At 59.2% G+C, this 17,633-nt stretch carries 14 protein-coding genes and 1 pseudogene; 9 read left to right on the top strand and 6 right to left on the bottom strand.

Translation table 11 applies throughout. The features are described from left to right. Nucleotides 1-1,074: 1,074 nt before the first annotated feature. Nucleotides 1,075-1,479 carry an IS66-like element accessory protein TnpA gene (tnpA, locus tag ASF08_RS04010; RefSeq protein WP_156629440.1) on the top strand — a complete coding sequence of 135 codons (405 nt, stop codon included), beginning with the start codon at nucleotides 1,075-1,077 and terminating at the stop codon, nucleotides 1,477-1,479. A 364-nt stretch (nucleotides 1,480-1,843) separates the two neighbouring features. Then, nucleotides 1,844-2,212 (top strand): annotated as a pseudogene (locus tag ASF08_RS23670) (IS630 family transposase); the annotation flags it as partial. 55 nt (nucleotides 2,213-2,267) lie between these two features. Here ASF08_RS23670 and ASF08_RS04005 read toward each other — a convergent pair. After that, nucleotides 2,268-3,956 (bottom strand): methyl-accepting chemotaxis protein, encoded by a 1,689-nt coding sequence (locus ASF08_RS04005; RefSeq protein WP_056141635.1) that lies wholly within the window; start codon nucleotides 3,954-3,956, stop codon nucleotides 2,268-2,270. A 435-nt stretch (nucleotides 3,957-4,391) separates the two neighbouring features. Continuing rightward, a complete protein-coding gene (locus ASF08_RS04000; protein WP_056141631.1) occupies nucleotides 4,392-4,721 on the bottom strand; it encodes a hypothetical protein in 330 nt (109 codons plus the stop codon). A 655-nt stretch (nucleotides 4,722-5,376) separates the two neighbouring features. Here ASF08_RS04000 and ASF08_RS03995 point away from each other — a divergent pair. After that, nucleotides 5,377-5,955, top strand: coding sequence for a tyrosine-type recombinase/integrase (locus ASF08_RS03995; RefSeq protein WP_244474445.1), 579 nt, complete (start codon nucleotides 5,377-5,379; stop codon nucleotides 5,953-5,955). A gap of 85 nt (nucleotides 5,956-6,040) precedes the next feature. Continuing rightward, nucleotides 6,041-7,024 (top strand): AraC family transcriptional regulator, encoded by a 984-nt coding sequence (locus ASF08_RS03990; protein ID WP_056141624.1) that lies wholly within the window; start codon nucleotides 6,041-6,043, stop codon nucleotides 7,022-7,024. Between the two features lie 108 nt (nucleotides 7,025-7,132). On the opposite strand, the gene ASF08_RS24455 is transcribed toward ASF08_RS03990, so the two are convergent. The 4 genes from ASF08_RS24455 to ASF08_RS26145 all read right to left on the bottom strand — a co-directional run bounded on the left by ASF08_RS24455 (nucleotide 7,133) and on the right by ASF08_RS26145 (nucleotide 9,547). Continuing rightward, nucleotides 7,133-7,387 (bottom strand): hypothetical protein, encoded by a 255-nt coding sequence (locus ASF08_RS24455; protein ID WP_156629439.1) that lies wholly within the window; start codon nucleotides 7,385-7,387, stop codon nucleotides 7,133-7,135. 294 nt (nucleotides 7,388-7,681) lie between these two features. Next, entirely contained in the window at nucleotides 7,682-8,005 is a 324-nt protein-coding gene (locus ASF08_RS03985) for a hypothetical protein (protein ID WP_338011737.1), read from the bottom strand. Nucleotides 8,006-8,237: 232 nt separating this feature from the next. Further along, complete coding sequence (locus ASF08_RS03980) at nucleotides 8,238-9,071, bottom strand: protein-L-isoaspartate O-methyltransferase family protein (RefSeq protein ID WP_056141619.1); 834 nt, start codon at nucleotides 9,069-9,071, stop codon at nucleotides 8,238-8,240. A gap of 197 nt (nucleotides 9,072-9,268) precedes the next feature. Further along, nucleotides 9,269-9,547, bottom strand: coding sequence for a helix-turn-helix domain-containing protein (locus tag ASF08_RS26145; RefSeq protein WP_082473042.1), 279 nt, complete (start codon nucleotides 9,545-9,547; stop codon nucleotides 9,269-9,271). A gap of 112 nt (nucleotides 9,548-9,659) precedes the next feature. Between ASF08_RS26145 and ASF08_RS03975 the strand changes: the two genes are divergently transcribed. From ASF08_RS03975 to ASF08_RS03955, 5 genes are all read left to right on the top strand, one after another. After that, nucleotides 9,660-10,553 (top strand): 3'-5' exonuclease, encoded by an 894-nt coding sequence (locus ASF08_RS03975; RefSeq protein WP_056141616.1) that lies wholly within the window; start codon nucleotides 9,660-9,662, stop codon nucleotides 10,551-10,553. 677 nt (nucleotides 10,554-11,230) lie between these two features. After that, nucleotides 11,231-11,995: a TnsA endonuclease N-terminal domain-containing protein gene (locus tag ASF08_RS03970; protein WP_156629438.1), complete on the top strand. Its 765-nt coding sequence runs from the start codon at nucleotides 11,231-11,233 to the stop codon at nucleotides 11,993-11,995. Then, complete coding sequence (locus tag ASF08_RS03965) at nucleotides 11,995-14,229, top strand: DDE-type integrase/transposase/recombinase (protein WP_056141608.1); 2,235 nt, start codon at nucleotides 11,995-11,997, stop codon at nucleotides 14,227-14,229. Before ASF08_RS03970 ends, ASF08_RS03965 begins: the two co-directional genes overlap by 1 nt. After that, nucleotides 14,226-15,266, top strand: a complete 1,041-nt coding sequence (locus tag ASF08_RS03960; protein WP_056141605.1) for an ATP-binding protein — start codon at nucleotides 14,226-14,228, stop codon at nucleotides 15,264-15,266. The genes ASF08_RS03965 and ASF08_RS03960 overlap by 4 nt, the downstream gene beginning before the upstream one ends. A gap of 6 nt (nucleotides 15,267-15,272) precedes the next feature. Then, nucleotides 15,273-17,147 (top strand): TniQ family protein, encoded by a 1,875-nt coding sequence (locus ASF08_RS03955; protein ID WP_082473041.1) that lies wholly within the window; start codon nucleotides 15,273-15,275, stop codon nucleotides 17,145-17,147. The last annotated feature ends 486 nt before the right edge of the window (nucleotides 17,148-17,633 follow it).

Genomic DNA, 17,633 nt, shown 5'->3' with positions numbered 1-17,633 from the left:
TTACACAGCACCATTTCGTGGCCCGCGATGTGTCCTTAAAATCAGCACGGAATTTGGTAAGACGGAGACTAAAATCTATGATTTCTGCAATAGTTATTTTGAGAATGGCGACAGGGTCAAGCTATTAATTCGCCGCGGCAGGATCGACGGATCAATATCCGTCATCAGCGGATCGGTACAAAGAGACATGTTTTATAAATAGGAATGTCAATAGAAAAGGAATACATCACCTAACATGGTGAAAAGTGCGTTGGCCTTTGAAAACGGCCTTGAGCGCGCTGCTTAAGCCACGCGGCAAGGGCGAACATGATGATAGGTGGCCTTCGGGCTGGGGAGCGCAATGCTGTTTTTTTTGGATAACGCTGGGAAAACAGCGAGGCGAACGCATTTGCGAGGTGTCCGTTGAAATATTAACGCCCGCGGGCCTTGCGGCTGCGAGCGTGCATCTCAGGGCAGTGGGATACCTTACCGGATCGCCCGCCCGGAGAATGGGATTTGCCACTAACGTCCTTCGAATCCAGGCTTTGTCCGTTCAATAACATTTTCAACATTGGAAGAGATTGTCGATTTGATATAATCGGGCAACACTATTACAATAATTGTAAAAAGGAATATAAATACAGTTAAAATATATCCAAATTTAGGGAAAATGTCTAAATTGCCCAACAAAAACGGCACCGAACTAACGGCCAAAGCCATCACAAGATTTTCGCTCAGGTAAAAAACACAAACAAAACAAAGAAGAGAAAAAACTATTGGCTTGCCGAACCGATTATAATCGAATTGCATAAGCGAAAACCTTCAATTTTGATCTAACTTTGCACGTCTAGTGCACTTGTGCCGACTAATGCACCATAGCGGTCTTCGCTAGTGCGCTATTAAAGCGACAAGCTATTAGATATGATGAGGGGCTTTTTCAGTGATTCAGTTCACTAGATGGCACTGTTGCCTCACATACATAAGATAGTTTTGACATGCAATAGTACGCGTCCGGTGATGGCCGCGCTCGACGGCATCGCGCACTCGGTCGAAGCCTGACCTGAATGCTGGCGTTATTTTTAGCGGGTGGAGGCGATGAGGGTCGAGGTACTGGAGGGGGCCGAACGATTGCGGCGCTGGTCGTTCGAGGGCAAGGTGCGGATCGTCGAAGCCTCATACGCGGTCGAAGTGTCGGTGTGTTCGGTGGCGCACTGGCACGGGATCGCGCAGCGTTTGTTGTTCACGTGGCGACGCCAGGCTCGGCAAGGCCGTATGGGCGTGGACGAGCAGGCCCCGGTCTTCGTGCCCGTCATGATCACCCCGGAGCCGTCGCCGGCAGTTCCGGCTTCGCAGTCGAGTGATCCTGGTGTTCAGGCCCCGCCCCGTCGAGCGCGGCGCAAGACCGGTGTCATGGAGATCGATCTCGGCAGAGGGGAAAACCCGGGGCCTGCTCGTACCCGCCCGGTTCAGCCAGGCGCTACCTCACCGCATCCCTCCTAAAAACCCAATCCACCAAACTTGGCGAAGGGCCACTTTTCAGGGGGAAGGCCACGGCCCGTGGTCGGCACTGTGACCGCCACATGATCGCGTTCCGATGAAAGACGAGCCTATATGCGACAGCGGACTTAACCCATGGGGCAGCACAGCCGTCATTCCGGCTTCATCTCGCGCCCGTCCCGCCGAGGACGACCCTCCGAACCCAGGTGCACCCGGCCACAATCTTTTACAGCGATTGGCCGCTGATGCTGTGCTCGTCCGCAAGGGCGGGCGCGCCGTTTAAAGATCGATCCACACGAGGCGTTTTTGCGCGCGCTGATCGAGGAGAACGACGACAGTGCTTTGGAAGTGATGCGCGCCTGACTTCGGGACGAGCAGCCTGTCCCGCTTCTTCAAACGACACGACATCACGCGTAAAAAACACCGACCCTGCAGCCGAGCAGAATCAAGAGGACGTGAAGGCGGCGCACCTTCCCTGGTTCAAGGGCCAGCCCGACCTCAATCCGGACAAGCTCGTGTTCCGGGCCGAGACGGCAACCAACACGAAAATTTCGCATTGCTACGGATGGCCTCCACGGCGCGAACGCTGCCGGGTGGCTGTGTCGTTCGGCCACCGAAAGGCCATCACGGTCACGGCCTGCCCGCCAGCGGTCTGGCGGCCATCTCGCTCCTCGACGGACCGATGAACGGAGCTCGTATCTGCGGCTACGTCGAAGAGACCTTGGTCCTAACTCTCAAGCATAACGGGGCCGCCGCATGCGGCCCCGGTCTCTGCCGTCATCGTGGTTGATCTATGCGGCTCGGACGCTCGCAAGAAAGCGGTGGACTTCAGCATTGAGGTGTTCGGATTGCCGTGAGAGTTCGGAGGCGGATGACAGGACCTGACTAGCCGCGACCCCTGTCTCTTCGGCAGCATTGGCCACGCCGCTGATCGTGCTCGTCACTTCGCCTGTGCCCGTGGCAGCTTGGGACACGTTTCGAACGATCTCCTGGGTGGCCGCACCTTGCTCCTCGACAGCTGCGGCGATGGTGGTTGCAACGGCATCGATCTCGCGAATCCGCGCGGTAATGCCGGTAATTGCGGAAACGGCTTGACCGGTCGCGTCTTGGATCTGTGCGATTTGGCTGGCGATATCTTGCGTGGCCCGCGCGGTCTGGCTCGCAAGTTCTTTCACCTCGGTCGCGACGACGGCGAAACCGCGCCCGGCTTCCCCAGCACGTGCCGCCTCGATGGTGGCGTTGAGCGCGAGCAGGTTGGTCTGAGCAGCGATATTCGAGATGAGACCGACAACATCGCCGACGCGAGCGGCTGCGTGGGACAGCGTCTGCACGAGTGCCGCTGTCTGATTGGCTTCCGATACCGCACCCTTGGCGAGGTTTGCGGATCCACTGACCTGGCGGCTGATCTCGAGCACGGAGACGCCGAGTTCTTCGGCCGCAGCAGCGACCGTGCTCACATTGGCGGCGGCTTCCTCAGCGGCAGCAGCTACGGTCGTTGATTGACTTGCCGTTTCCGTCGCCGTCGCCGTCATGGTTTGCGCTGTCGCTTGAAGTTCTGTGGCTGATGACGACAACACGCCGATGACGCCGCCCACAGCCTGCTCAAAATTATCGGCCATGTAGCGCATGCCGACTTTGCGCTGCTCTTCGGCTGAAGCACGCGCCAAGGCTGTTGCTTCCTCCAGGGCATGGGTGCGCAGGAGGTTTTCTTTGAAGACCTCAACGGCGGACGCCATCGCCCCAATTTCCTCGCGCCGATCTTGGAAGGGCACGTCCACACGAGTGTTGCCTTGCGCAAGCTCGCCCATCAGTCCGGTCATTGTCCTGATTGGCGCGGCGACCGCCCAATTGAGGAGGAGGAGGCCGAGACCAGCGACGCCGCACATGGCGACGAGACCGATGATGACGGCTTGGCGCGAGCTGCTCGCCGCTAAACCGGCGGTTTGCGTACGTTCCTCCAAGAGAGCACGCTCGATCTGTACAATCTCAGAAGCTTTGGTGCGCAAAGCGTCCATCAGCGCTTTTCCAGCACCAGATACTTCGAGCTCGCGCGCCTGCAGGCGGGTCTGTTCGTTGCGCATCAGCGCGATCTCGCGCTCGGCAATGGTACTGCGCCACTCTTGCCCCCGCTCATCTAGCTCAGCCAGGCGCTGCAGTTGCGCCGGGTTGTCGACAACGAGACTGCGAACCTGTGTCAGCGCATTGGAGTAAGCACGCCCACCCTGCCTGTAAGGCTCCAGGAATTTATCGTCCCCCGCCAGCAAAAATCCGCGCAAACCAGTTTCCTGATTGACCATAGAAGTTAGAATGCCTTCAACCTGTTCAAGCACTTGATAAGTGTGATCCCGCCACTTGTTCGCGTTTTCAATCGTGGCGAGGCTTCTCCAACTTATTATTGAGGCGATACTGACCGCGCCGATGAGCGCCGCAAAAACGATTGCAAGCTTTGTTACGAGACGAAGATGGAGAAAGGCACGCATTTATCTGACCCTGCTGGACTAAAAAATGCCATGTCGCGATACGGTTCGTATCTCATGGGAGTCCATCTTGCATTTGTTAAATTTATAGCCGTAAATTTTTAGTGTATGTTTGATAAAAACACGATATTCCGGAACTATAGGTCTTATTTTGCAGGATATGTAGAGTTAGATAGCGCGGCGGTGGACGTTAGCCTTACCGACACGCAACAGGTCACGGCGAGTGTTCCTCATCGCGCGAAAGCGGACGACGAATGAGCCCCATACGCAACCCACGGTGCCATAAACACAGCCTGTATGAAGAACGTCAAATCCAGAAATTATAACGCTCATCAAGTGGAGCTATTAAATGGTTGTCGAGGTGCAATTATTTAAGGTCCAATGAATACTAGATTTGATACTGGTGCAGAGAAAAAGTTTTCAGTGTCGGGGTGTTTGCTAAATGAACCCCTTTCCATATAGAAAAAACATTACGCCGCCGCCGATGATGATCATTCCGAAAAACCGGATGATCGGCCAGAAGACACGCACCAGGATCACGAGGATTCCAATTTGGCCGATGATGCTGATGAGGCCTTGTCCGATTTCCTGCATGTCCGTACCGAACGTGCTTGGCTTGCTGACGACGGCATCACCGCGCGTCCCTGACCGGAGGAATCCGACAAGGATGACCGTCAGCATAACGCTCATAATGATGACGAAGTCGCCATGCTGCTGCCAAAAGGTTTCAGGCTCAGCGTCCTGTCGGCTGGGATCGTTCGGCTGCATGGCACTAACCCTCCTCAATACGGCTCTGGAACGTGTTCTCTTCGCTGTCCAACAGATCGCATTGTGCACCGGCTGGCCGAAATCGCCCGACTTGTATTCGCAAGACAGCTAAGTTGTGTGATTCATCGGTGTCTAAATAATAGTCGAGCAATTGATATGTGATTCCGACCCCGGATCTTAAGTAAAAACTTCGCAAAGACATGCTCGACGAATCGCCTTTACAAGTCCCTCAATATCTCTGCCGTATCCGGCGGATCAACGGACGATGCGTCCTTTCCAAGGGACGCTCCGTCCTTCTTGGTTCCAAGGAGCATCGCGGCATGCCGCAGGCCGCCGGGGCTGCAACTGACACGCATTCCAGCGACACGGTCGGATCCGCGAAAGATCGGAAGGACAGAATTATTGTGTTGCGAATCGCTCGATAAACAGCGATTCGTGAAACAGAATTTCCGATACTGTATAAATAACTGATTCGATTTCAGAATTAGGCTTGATCATCGGACTGGCGCTGCCTACCTGCCGGAATATTGCTGGCTCGGCCGGAGGCGAAATGCGCCTTGGGCAGGGCATGCAACACAATCGGAAACAGCGTTTCAGCACGCCAGCGGCCCTGCGCCCGTGGCCGGCTCCAGGATTCGTCGTGATGGTTCGAGCGATGCCGACCGCGCCTCCCTCGCTCTACACCGGCGGAGGACGACGGAAATACCTCACGGCGCAGGAGCGAGAGCGCTTCGTCGCTGCGGCCGCATCCAGCGCTCCCGAGGTCGAAACGCTCTGCCTGATGCTGGTCTGGACGGGGTGCCGGATCTCGGAGGCCTTAACCCTGTCCATGGCCGATCTCGATGTCGAGGGCGGCATGGTCTCGGTGCATTGCCTGAAGAAGCGCCGCCTCGGGATCGTGCGCGAGGTTCCGGTGCCCCTCGCATTCCTGGCCCAGGTCCGGCGGGTCCACGCCGACAGACTGCCGGAGGACCGGCTCTGGCCGATCGCACGCTGCACCGCCTGGCGGCAGGTGAAGGACGTGATGATCGCCGCACGGGTCGGAGCGACTGCCGCCTCGCCCAAGGGCCTGCGTCACGGTTTCGGCGTCCACGCCCTGCGCTCGGGCGTGCCCCTCAACCTCCTGCAGCGCTGGCTCGGCCACGCGGACATCGCGACGACCGCCATTTACGCCGATGCGATGGGCCCCGAGGAACGCGCGATCGCCGCCCGGATGTGGACGCCAGCGATCTGAATGGATCGCCGAGAGAACGAAACGCGGTTCTTGCCCGACCACACCAAAGGCGACGTCCCTCCTCGAGCCGCGCGACCGCCGCGCGATGATCATCGATCACAGGTTCGATCACATCGCCGATGACGAGGCGCGCCGCCGTGCCTGGCTCGATAGCCTTTCCTCATTCTTCGTCACGCACATCGAACCGGACGCGGTCGTGCCTGCGAGCGCGTTCCACCGCTATCACCACATGAACCATCTGGTGTTCGGAGAGATCGAAGCCTCGCCGCAGACCATCGAACGAACGCCGGTTCTGGTCGCAGCCCAGAACATCGATCACGTCGTGCTGCGCCTCTACACCTCCGGCCGCACCAACATCTCGACCGGCGGCGATGCGAGCGAGATCGCCCAGGAATCGTTCGTCCTCTTCGACTTGTCGCAGCCGATCCGATCGGAGACCAAGGGAATGACGGGCCTCAATCTCGCAGTCCCGCGCCGCCTCATCGAGGGCGGAGGGGATCTCTCGGCCTGGCACGGTCAGATCCTCCCCTCCGCGAGCAGTCCGATCACGAAGCTGCTCGCTGACCATTTCCGCAATATCAGCGCCTGCCTGAAGACGGCGACGACCGCGCAGATGAATCACATCGTTCCGGCGACCACCGCGCTGTGCAACGCGCTGTTCCTGTCTGAGACCGACAGCGCCTACAACGGCCCGGCGATCACCGGCATCGCCATCCGTCAGTTCATCGACAAGAACCTGTCGAAGGTCGATGCGGGGATGCTGATGGCCCGGTTCGGCCTGTCGCGGAGCCCGCTTTACAAGCTGTTCGAGGCCGAGGGAGGCGTTTACGCCTACATTCGTAACCGGCGGCTCGCCCATGCGATGCAAGTGCTCTCGAGCACCCAAGGCAGCCGGCGGCCAACGATCGCCCAACTTGCCTTCAGCACCGGCTTCGAGAACGAGCGGGTCTTCAGCCGGGCGTTTCGACGAAAGTACGGAGTGAATCCAAGGGATGTGGACGGGACGGCAGCGGCTGCTGCGAGCCACGAGCAAACTTCGCAACTGCTGTACTGGATGAAGGATCTGTAGTCGTCCGTTCCGCAAAGAGAAGTCAATGATCGCGAGGTCATTGCATAGAGCGTCTGCAAAAATCTATTCAGAACCGCCGTTGACGTTAAGTCGGCTTATTCAGCAGCCTCACTGAAAAGCGTTGAGAGCAACTCCAAGGCGAAAACTTTGTTGGACTTCGCCCCATTCCTGTCTGTCTCTCTTACCCTTCCGTTTGGGAGTGGGTGCAACCGGACGCTCCTCGTCACCGCGCTCCTTGAGCGCGAAGTCGTAAAGATCGCCGGTCTGGCCAGGGTTCGCGTCGTACCCGTCAGAAAGAGAAAGGGTCGAGGCGCGCACGATCTCTCGTGGTGGTTTCAAGATGCTTTTCACGAACGGCAGCAATCAGATCCTTTGGCTTGATGCCTGGTGAAGCGATGTGACGGAGCGTGTGGGCGATCTCTGCGAGAGAAGGCATCATGCCTCATTCGATGTGAGCGAAGCCCTGTCGGTCGACTTCTCTAACGTATGCTACTACGAACATTGCGTGACGGTCTGCCTCTTGGGACATGTCGCGGCTCAATCAGCATCGGAGCCGGCGATCTCTCGTGTGGAGCTCCGGCTCCCCGAGACCGGAACACATCCTCATGGCCCGCTCATCGGTTTGACGGCGGGCCCTTTTTACGTTTCCCCAGACCGTCAGTGAGCCGATGCTGCCGAGCGTGTGGGCTCGCGGCGAGCTTCCATGATCTCGCGGATCAGATCGCGCATCTGTTCCTCGACGAGGTCGGAGAGGATGTCGTCTCCGTCTTTATCGATCACCGATACCAGGCGGATGGCGGGGAACTCCCCTTCGAACACGACCAGCGCTTCCGCTTGCGCGTAGGGGTCGTGGGGATCGAGGCAAAAATGGCTTGCCATTTCGCTGTCTGGCGCTCCTGCGATGGCCGGGTTCCATACACCCGGTTCGTGACGGCCAAAAGAACCTTCCTCACGTGAGCCGGTTTGACAATTGCGTGCCATGGGCTGCGGTCCTGGTAGCCCTCTTTCGGACGGCCGCAGCGCGAACCGCCGACGACCTGACCATCGCTATTCAGGCTGCCTTGGAGACCCGACGAATGACGCTAGAATCCCAACGCCGCTGCATACGACGCCTAACGATCCAAACTGAACGGAAATGGCTCTAAAGGGGCCGAATTAGACATTTGGTACCGACCGCGAGGGCATGCTTCCAACCCAGATACGACCCTCGGCACTATTCCAATCTGTCCGAGAACCAGACATCCCGACAAACGGCTACGGCAGTGTCGTCTGGCGCTCGATCCTCAATCAGCCACGCCGTGCTGATGGAGCGTGCCCGTAATGGGGTCGGCGTCTTGACGCAACATGCTGGGTCCGATGCGCCGACGCAGGGTATGAACCACGCCGATCCTAAAAGCTGAACCGTGAATCTCTCCTTGGCGCGCGTCATCATTAACGCGACCCCTAGATGCAGCGATGGCCGCCAGGGAAAGACGATGCGCCCGCCGGGCCGCAAGGCCTTCAACCAAGAACCGGGCGGTGAGACCACGCCTGCGTTGACGTAGATCAAGTCGCAGCCCGGCAGGGGCAGTTCCGTTGCATCGCCTTGCACGACGTTCACGCCCTCGAATGGCGCGAGGTTGTCGGAGGCTCGACGAGCCAGAAGCGGTTCGATCTCGAAGGCATGCACGTGGCCGTTGGGCAGAGCCAACATCGACAAGATCGCGGTATAATACCCGGTACCCGCCCCGATGTGGACGATGGTCTCTCCGCTCTTCGGGGCAACAGCGCCGATCCACAGGGCGTGCAGGAACGGTTCGCCATTGTTGATGCCCTTGGGAGCATCAAGGGCAACGAGGCTGTTCTGATAGAGAAAAACAGGATTAGCGCTCGGCGTCTCGATGTAGCGCTCGTTGAGCCTGATTTTCCAGGGGCCGGCACCAAGGAACGCCTCTCGCGGGACGCTTTCAAACACGCGTTCGAGCCGGTGGTCATCGGAGCCGCTGGCGACAGCCATCAGCCTCGCATAGAATGCACGCATCTCAGTGACGTTAATAGTCTGGTCCATGCGGCCTTCAACCTCTGCTTGCTCGCAAGCTTGCACGAAAGCTGACTGTCAGAAAACTGCCCAACCCGATCTTTCCCGATGTGCGCTGGCCTCAGCTAAACTGATGCCACCACACCGCGGGACTGCACACCTAAGGCCGCTCTATGACTCCGAACGACAGGTTTCTCCTCAATCCCCCCCCCGGTGGAGATCCACAATTATTTATTACTGGGATTCTCTCGGTTTTTCGATCGAGCATTGAGTAGAGCATCGTAGCTCAACAAGATTCCCACATCGCCCCTATCGTTTCGCAGAAACTCGATACCAGCTGTCTTCAGCGCTTCTACGATGCGTGCAACCGTCACGTCTTTAAGGCGCGCAACGCCGTTTTCATAATTCATGAGAGTACGCCGGTTAATACCAGTATGCCTTGATAGCTCTTCTTGGCTTAGTCCAATCATCGCGCGGGCCGCACGAACTTGTTCCGGCTCAATCATAAAATTGACAACAATCTGATCGATTCACATTCAATATAAAAATACACAATAAGTGACAAAAGAAGCTTGAGGTACGATTATAGGAACATGCAGCCAACAAGAGGAGGTTTGCATGTCCGCTTTTATCGACCTCGACTTTTGCGCCTCGGCGCTTGAGCATAGCGATCACTTCCGTGTTCTGCGACGATTAATACCTAAGCAAATTTACGGGTCTCATGATGATGCCGAAGTCCGAAGAGGATTGATCGTCGATGTCGAGACGACGGGCCTGGACCCCGCTTCCAGCGAGGTCATTGAACTGGGCATGGTCCCGTTCACCTACACCGATGACGGGCGCATCCTGTCAGCAGATCCTCCCTTCTCGAGCTTTCAAGATTCGTTTGGCCCCATAACGCCGGAGATCACACGGTTGACCGGCATCACCCGGGCCATGGTCTCTGGGTGCATGATTGATCTCGACGCCGTCAAGCGCATTGTCGAGCCGGTCGACCTCGTCATCGCGCACAATGCCGCTTTCGATCGCCAGTTCGCCGAGGATCTCTGCGCAGATTTTGCGAAAAAACGATGGGCCTGCTCGCTGGCTGACGTGCCTTGGCGGGACGAGGGTTTTGCGGGCGGCAAGCTCTCATACATCGCGCATGATTTCGGTCTGTTCTTTGACGCCCACCGAGCGGCCGAGGATTGCCAAGCGACCCTGGAGATCCTCTCGCGCCCCCTGCCCCGCTCAGGCCTGACCGGCTTCACTCATCTGCTTCGTCGGAGCGAAACCCCCGTGTTCCGGGTTTGGGCGTCAAACGCGCCGTACGAACGAAAGGCGCAACTCAAGGCGCGCCAGTACAGGTGGTCTGACGGCTCATCTGGCCAGCGGCGGTCTTGGTACCGAGACCTCCCGGAGGAAGAAGTAGGACTCGAGTTCGAATTTTTGCGGCGGCAGATCTACGAATATGACGCGGACATCTACGTCACGCCGATATCCGCATTCGATCGATTTTCGGCACGCGTTTGATCGCAAATTGGCCGCGCAAAGTTTTCTCGCAATTGGCTTCTGCAGCGATTCATAGTTAGCGATTCATGAATTGCAGCCAAAATCGCAGGTGCCAAAACGAAAATATCGGGAAATGCCGAGTCGGACCAAGAGGTTGACTCAATTGGGAATTTCTCGTGCCACCGTTTCGGTTGACCCGGTGCGGAACATCGCAGGAACGATGACGTGCTATTCTTCGAGGGGAAAGTGCGCCTAAGATTAGATCGAAGCGCGACGGCAGAGGGCCTCGCCGCGTCAAAGGAGTCCAAAATGGCGAACACAGTGTAGGTTCGAATCCCCAGGGAGCGTCCGAGTAGGACCGGACACTCCCCTTGGAGATTCGTTGAAAATCGACGCCTCCGGAAAGAGAGCAATCGTCGATTATCCATCCAGTCGGATGCTGTGTCCGCTGATTGCGATGAATCGCATTCGGCCGACACTGGCTGAAGAGTCGCATGTCAATGCATGCGGCGCAAGAGCCCGTACCGGGATGTCAGAGGTTCGATAGGCCTCGCACCGGACACAGCATCCTCTCCGTCACGTGAGCACCCAGTCGCCCATCCGACTCTGCGCCTAAGCGCGGATCCCTGGCGGCTGTCTACCTCCACCTTCCGACGCTGCCGACCGGTAGCGCGATCCCTGACGCACGAGGATTTCCAGTGAGTTCGCACGCTTCTCTCTCAAAGACACCAAACGGGGCCGGCCCGATCGTCTCATCACCTCATCCCGCCGCGCCGTCGCCTATCTATCCGATGAACCGACCTTCGGTTTTTCCGCCGAGGCCATCGCGATCGAGCCGGGATCTCGATCAGGCGATCGGGGGCCGGTGCCGCGGCAGCCTCGTAGGGCCCGATGGACGCATACGTGCCTTCGATTCGGACAGTGAGGCACGCACGACGGAATGGTTCCTTGCCCGCCCGGATGTCCGTGATGTCATCGAACAACCGCCTGCTATCACCTATCGCGACACGGATGGGAAAACCCGAAGCTACACGTTCGATCAGCTGGTCGAGTACACCGACGGGGAGCGAGTTCTGGTCGAGGTGAAGGCCCCTGCCCGCGCCGCTAGCCCAAACTTCCAGAAAAAGATCCGCCACCTCGCCGCGCAGATCCCCCCAGACGTGGCGGCACGCGTCATCGTCGTCACGCGCCGCGATCTCGATCGCGTTGCCACCGACAATGCCCGCCTGATTAACAGCGCCCGTAAGGATCGCGTGCAGCCGCTCGATGCCTCCGTCGAGACCTATGTCGCCGAGCGCTCCAACGTCATGACCATTGCCGAGATCGTGCGAGACCTTGGCGACGGACGGGCTTTTCGATCCATCGTCCGCCTGATCGGTCGCGGGATCCTCACACCGGTTTCCGGGGCTTCGATCACGCCGGCGCTCCAGGTCCGCTACACCGGCACCGAGGAGGCGCGCTGATGGCTTTCTCCTTTAATCCCGTCATGCAGATCGGCCGGTCGGACAGGATCGTAATCGGTTCGATCGCGCATAGCGTCCACTCCAAGCTGGACCGGGGTTACCTGTTTGTCCGCGAGGACAACCCGGCTCACAAGATCGCGTACACCTATGCGGACCTTTGGGAGGCGGCACGCGAAAACCGGCTCAAGGTGGAACGCGGCGCGTTCTCGCAATCCGCCGCACGCGCGCAGCTGCAGGCCGGGGTCGATGCCCTTGCCGATCTCGACGCCGAAGAACAAGCCAAGCTCCTGCATCGCGAATTGTGGTGCCAGAGTTTCCAAACACTCTATGAGCAGGACCGGAAATCCTACCCCAAGACGCGGACCGGTTTCGCCAAAGCCATCAAGGCCCTGAAGTCCCAGATCCAAGACTTGCTCGTTCAGGGAGCCCTGTCATCGGCTCCTGGGCCAAAGAACGCGGTCACCGCGAAGTCTAAATCGAAGTCGGTCCGGGCCGGTGTCAAAGTCGAAACAGCCCTGCCGCCGACGCCGAGCACGCTGGAACGTTGGGAGAGGCGGTATGAGGCCGGCGGCCGGCATATCCTCGCTTTGCGGGACGGCTACCGCCATTGCGGCGGCTCTTCCATGCAGATACCCCCGCGCGTTCGTGTCTTGCTGCATGAGTGCGCCGACCTCTATGCGGACGAGCGACGCTGGAGCAAGGAGGATTGCTACCAAGAATTAACTGTCAGGATCGGCCAAGAGAACCTCGCGCGTGTCGAGCAGGGGCTGAGCCCATTCAAGATCCCCTGCAAGAACACGATGATTGCCGCTATCAATCGTCTCGATCCCTACGAGACCTTCGCCGCGCGGACCGATCGCTCACGCGCGCAAAAGGCGTACTTCGTCAACTCGGGGGGCCTTGAGGCCGAATATCCCGGAGCACGCTGGGAGGTCGATGAATTCACACTCCCGTTGATGAGCCTTGTCAAGAAAAGCGGCTTGTGGGCCGACCTGACGCCTGTCGAGCAGGAAGCGATCAAAAGCATTGGCCGCGTGTGCGTCGCCGTCGTCCTCGATGTCGCCCCACGTGTCGTCATGGGACTGTCGCTCTCCCGCGTTGCCTGCGCCGAGAACGTCCTCAATGCGTTGTCCATGGCCACCCGTGACAAGACTCCGTTCGCTCGAGCGTTCGGCGTGCAGGCAGCGGCCGACATGCACAGCGGTGTCGACGAGGTCGCGACCGATGGCGGCAGCTCGATGGTCAACGGCACGGTTCGTGCCGCCATCCACGGGCTCGGAGCCCGCCATCTCATCGGGCCCAAGGGGGTTCCGCAGATGCGCGGTCACATCGAGCGTTTCTTTGGCACCCTGCATACCGGGCTGCTGTCCAACTTCAGCGGACGGACCTTCCACAATTCAGTGGCGAAAGGCGACTACCCGGCCGAGGAACGTGCCGTCTTCGACGACGATCAGGTTTTCCAACTGATTTTTCGTTACATTTTCGACCTCTATCACGTTCGCCCGCACGCGGGCCTCGGCGGGCAAATGCCGATCGCGCGCTGGAGAGACTTGATGGCCACCCGAGGTGCGCCTCCGGCACCCGACGCGGACCAGCGCCGCGTCTTGTTCGGGATCCCGCTCGAGCGACCGATCGGCTCGCACGGATTGCGCATCCTCGGCAGCGACTATCAGCATGCAGCACTGCAGGACTATCGCAGACGGACGCAGTGGCTACACGACGATGGCCGTAAGGCACGGCGCAAGGACGTGGTGCGGACGGTCGAGGTTCGCCTCGATCCGTTCGATCTCGGAGCCGTCAGCGTCCGCATCGGCGACATGTGGATCACCGTGCCCGCCCTCGATCCCTCGCTCGTCGGTATTCCCCTCACGGTCCAGGTGCAGACACTGACGTGGCTGCGCGAGCGTTTCGGTCGCGAAGCCGCTGTCTACGCGGATGTCGTCGACGCCGCCCGGCGCGACATTATGGCTGAGAGTGCCAGCGCGATCGCACTTTCCGCCTTCGGCGTGACCCGTCCTTCCGCCGCAGCGATCCAGAACGCGGAAATGAGCCTCGGCATCACCCTCCGGGCGCGGAGCGAAGACGCGGTCGAGTCAGTCTCGGCCGCAGGACGTGAGCCGAGCACTCTCAATATCGAGACAGGGACCAGCCTCACTCCCGGCACGCCACCCGTCGGCCCTTCGCCGGAGCCGAAACTGATTACGCCGCGCTCCAGCCTGAGAAAGCGGCCATGATGCATCTTCGAGCTCATCTGATCGCGACGCCGACCCATGATCGGGTCCGCCTCGAAATCCTGTTCTGCTTCGCGCAAGCCCTCTTTGCGCGGAATGCGATCGAACGCGCACAGCATGTCTGGTCCCAGTACCTCACGCTCTGGGCCGAAATCCACGGTCGGCCGATGCCGGCTGCGGCTGCTACGCTCACGCCGGTCAACGACCTCGGCGCGGTCGGCCTGTTCATCACCGGTGGCTCCGGAGCGGGTAAGACGTTTTCGGTCCGAACCGCGATCCGAACCGCCTCTGACCTCTTCCCGGACTACCGCGTGCCCGGATCGTCCTGTCCGATCGTCTCCATCGACGTGCCTCCGGGATGCACGTTTCGAACGCTTGGCGTCCAAGTTTGCGACGCCTTCGGCTATCCGATCCGAAACCGGGCCACCGATCATGATGTCTGGGCTCGGGCCTACGATCTCCTGAATGCCCATGACACCGTCCTCATCCACTTCGATGAGGCGGCCCGTATCCGCAGAAGCAAATCCGACAACGAGATCGTTTGGATCCGCGATAAGCTGACGGCGCTGACCGATCATGGTCAGACCCCGTTCGGCATCATCCTATCCGGCCTGCCCGAGGGCTTGAGCTTGCTCGAACGCGATCCGCAAATCCGCCGCCGGTTCCGGGCGCTGGTCTCGGTGCCGGAGCTCAGCCAAAGCGATATCGAGGTCGAACTGCCCGGCATCATCAGGCTCTATGCGGAGCTTGCCGAAATCGCCGTCGACGTCCCGTTTCAGAGCGACTTCGTCTACCGGCATGCGCATGTCTGCGGTCGCATGCTTGGCATCGCGATCGACCTCATTATCGAGGCCATCGGCATCGCCGTGATGTCGACCGACGGAACTTTGCGCATCGCCCATTTCGCTGAGGTCGTCCAACGCGCCTCGGGCTGGCCGAGCGACCGCAATCCCTATCTCTGTGCCGATTGGCAACACATCGACTGCAGCAAGTTCCTCGACAGGGACACGCCTCAGCCGCCGCCACCGCGGAAGCGGTGACCGACGATGTTGTCGCTCTTCCCCACCTTCCGACGCCCCCTCCCCCTGGGACGTTACGAGACCGCTGCCAGCCTTCTCGCACGTCACGCAGCCCAGCTCGGTATCCCCGGGGCGGCCGCAATGTGTGCCAATCTCGAGGTTCCGTGGTCGTGCATCCTGTCCGGTGACGCACAAGTGCTGGCCGATCTTGCAAAAGCTGCCAACGTCTCCGGCAAGGATCTCGCCAGATGGTCTCCCATCCGAACGCCCGGTGGTGCTTCGGTAGGATATGAGATCTTACCCAAAAAGATCTTGTCTCAGCGGCAAACGCGGATTTGCCCGTTGTGCCTGCGGAACGATGTCGAGACATTTCCGGGACGTCCCGACCTTGCAGTCTTTGGGCGGGCTCACTGGCACATCGCCTGTCTGCCCGTCTGTGAAAGCCATGGCGTCGTGCTCGTCGAGCCAGATACCGGCCAAACCGGTCAGACGCGGACCGACTTCACTCGCTGGATCCGACCGATTTTACCAGATCTCGAAATGTGGATTCGCCACGCAGTACCTTGCCCCGTGTCAGACTACGATGCCTACCTCTTCGCTCGGTTGCGCGGCGACGCGCGGTCCATCCCGCTACTGGGCGGACTGCCGCTGCCGATGGTTGCCCAGGCCTGTGAGGTGCTCGGGCGGGACCTGTTTTCAGCGCAGGAGAGCCGCCCGGCAATCGACACCATTCCGGCCCTGCAAGCTGCACGGCGAAAAGGTTTTAGTATTCTCGCCGCCGGTCCCAGCGAGCTCTGGAACTATTTCGATCACCGCCTCAATGGAGCCGGCCTCGTGAATCTGTCCGGTATCAACCTGACAGCCTTATACGGCGGTCTCTACCAGTGGCTGCGCAGGCAAACCGACCTGTGCCTCGATCCCCTCCGGGACCTCGTCGCGGACCACGCTTCCGCCAAACTCCCGCTCCCCGCTGGTGCCAGTGTCTGTAGCCGGATCCTTCCTGTTCGACGCCGCCATACCATTCGGACGGCGGCGGCAGATTTCCACTCGCGCCCTGCGATGATGCGTACCTGGCTTATTGCTGAGAAAGTCCTACCTGCCTCGCCGTCGCGGCCCGCTGAAACCGCCATGATTCCAGAAACACCCGCAGCGACCGCCTTCCTCGAAACCGCACGCGATGCCGTTACCCACCGACAAGCAAGCCGCATCCTCAAGATCAACTCCGACCGTCTCGACGAACTGATTTCTGGGCAGATAGTCCGGCCAATCTTCTCGACGATCACTGACCCAACCCAAAACGCCTACGCTCGCACCGAACTCACAACTCTCCTGGACCAAATCATTTCAGGATCTTCAACCCGTTTTACCTCCAGCACCCCCGACATCACTTACGCTCGCGCCACTAAAGTCGCCCGCCAAGCCCGTTGCACGTTTCCCGACGTCGTCCGCCTGATGATCACGGACCAAACCGTACGAGCTTTTCGCAACCCCAACGAAGCAGGCATCCACGCCATCTACGTCTCGGTCGAGGACGTAAAGAACGCCATTCACATGGCACCCCTGCCCGGTCTCACACCGTGGCGATTCGCGCAAACGTTGAACATTACACAACGTGATTTTCAGCAGATGGAAGGCCTTAGTCTGGTCTGGACCAAACTCGTTCGGCATCCGGCGTTGAACGGCCCGATCGCCATCGTCCCGAACGCTTGCATCAAAGCCTTCCAGCGCCGGTACATCTCCCTCCAAGCGCTGGCGGCTCGAAGTCGTCGGCACTGGATCGTGGAGCGAAAACGCCTCAATGCCTACGGCTTCGAGCCCGTATACGACGGACCTACTCAACGGTCCCGCTTCTACGAACTCAGTCCCAAGCTTAAGCACTTGCTGAAGCAGCCATCTCTCTGATCGCGCTGGCCCATCCGATCGATCGGAGTAGGTGGAGCGCGGCAACCCAACAACGGAAATCTGATTGCAAAAAGCCGCCCAATTCTCGGGCGGCTTTTTTGTGCTGCGCTTCATTGCATCGAGGCGAAATGAAACCGCGCAGCCGGGAATCGACCAAGCTCCTTGGGAACTCATATGAATGCGGACAGTGATTCGTCCGAGTTGGAGCGGAGGATGAGCAAGGGACTGAAAGCCGCCCTACGCAATCTTTGATGGCTAGAATCCCCGGACTTAGTGGGTTTTCTACAAGCAGCAATAATCGATAGCTCTGCGATATCAGTGGTTTATCCGCGATGTTGGGGCAAACTTAAGTGGGTAGGACAGCGTGTCGTGAGCACTCGCGTTTGGGGATGTCGACCAACGGCTCTCGTCAAACGAGACATGCGTGGACCGACAGGCCGTTCAGGCCAAAGCGGCTCCGGCCCGGCCGGTTCGTGCCGGCCCGTG

Origin of the sequence: Methylobacterium sp. Leaf85, from assembly GCF_001422125.1 — a bacterium.
Lineage (GTDB): Bacteria > Pseudomonadota > Alphaproteobacteria > Rhizobiales > Beijerinckiaceae > Methylobacterium > Methylobacterium bullatum.
Note: the sequence above shows the minus strand (reverse complement) of the source record. Positions and strands in the feature narration are given on the sequence as shown.

What these genes read in the sequence shown, in the direction of transcription:
- tnpA (WP_156629440.1), top strand. Translation starts at nt 1,075, where the DNA reads ATGAGGGTCGAGGTACTGGAGGGGGCCGAACGATTGCGGCGCTGGTCG.
- ASF08_RS04005 (WP_056141635.1), bottom strand. Translation starts at nt 3,956, where the DNA reads ATGCGTGCCTTTCTCCATCTTCGTCTCGTAACAAAGCTTGCAATCGTT.
- ASF08_RS04000 (WP_056141631.1), bottom strand. Translation starts at nt 4,721, where the DNA reads ATGCAGCCGAACGATCCCAGCCGACAGGACGCTGAGCCTGAAACCTTT.
- ASF08_RS03995 (WP_244474445.1), top strand. Translation starts at nt 5,377, where the DNA reads ATGCCGACCGCGCCTCCCTCGCTCTACACCGGCGGAGGACGACGGAAA.
- ASF08_RS03990 (WP_056141624.1), top strand. Translation starts at nt 6,041, where the DNA reads ATGATCATCGATCACAGGTTCGATCACATCGCCGATGACGAGGCGCGC.
- ASF08_RS03985 (WP_338011737.1), bottom strand. Translation starts at nt 8,005, where the DNA reads ATGGCACGCAATTGTCAAACCGGCTCACGTGAGGAAGGTTCTTTTGGC.
- ASF08_RS03980 (WP_056141619.1), bottom strand. Translation starts at nt 9,071, where the DNA reads ATGGACCAGACTATTAACGTCACTGAGATGCGTGCATTCTATGCGAGG.
- ASF08_RS26145 (WP_082473042.1), bottom strand. Translation starts at nt 9,547, where the DNA reads ATGATTGAGCCGGAACAAGTTCGTGCGGCCCGCGCGATGATTGGACTA.
- ASF08_RS03975 (WP_056141616.1), top strand. Translation starts at nt 9,660, where the DNA reads ATGTCCGCTTTTATCGACCTCGACTTTTGCGCCTCGGCGCTTGAGCAT.
- ASF08_RS03965 (WP_056141608.1), top strand. Translation starts at nt 11,995, where the DNA reads ATGGCTTTCTCCTTTAATCCCGTCATGCAGATCGGCCGGTCGGACAGG.
- ASF08_RS03960 (WP_056141605.1), top strand. Translation starts at nt 14,226, where the DNA reads ATGATGCATCTTCGAGCTCATCTGATCGCGACGCCGACCCATGATCGG.
- ASF08_RS03955 (WP_082473041.1), top strand. Translation starts at nt 15,273, where the DNA reads ATGTTGTCGCTCTTCCCCACCTTCCGACGCCCCCTCCCCCTGGGACGT.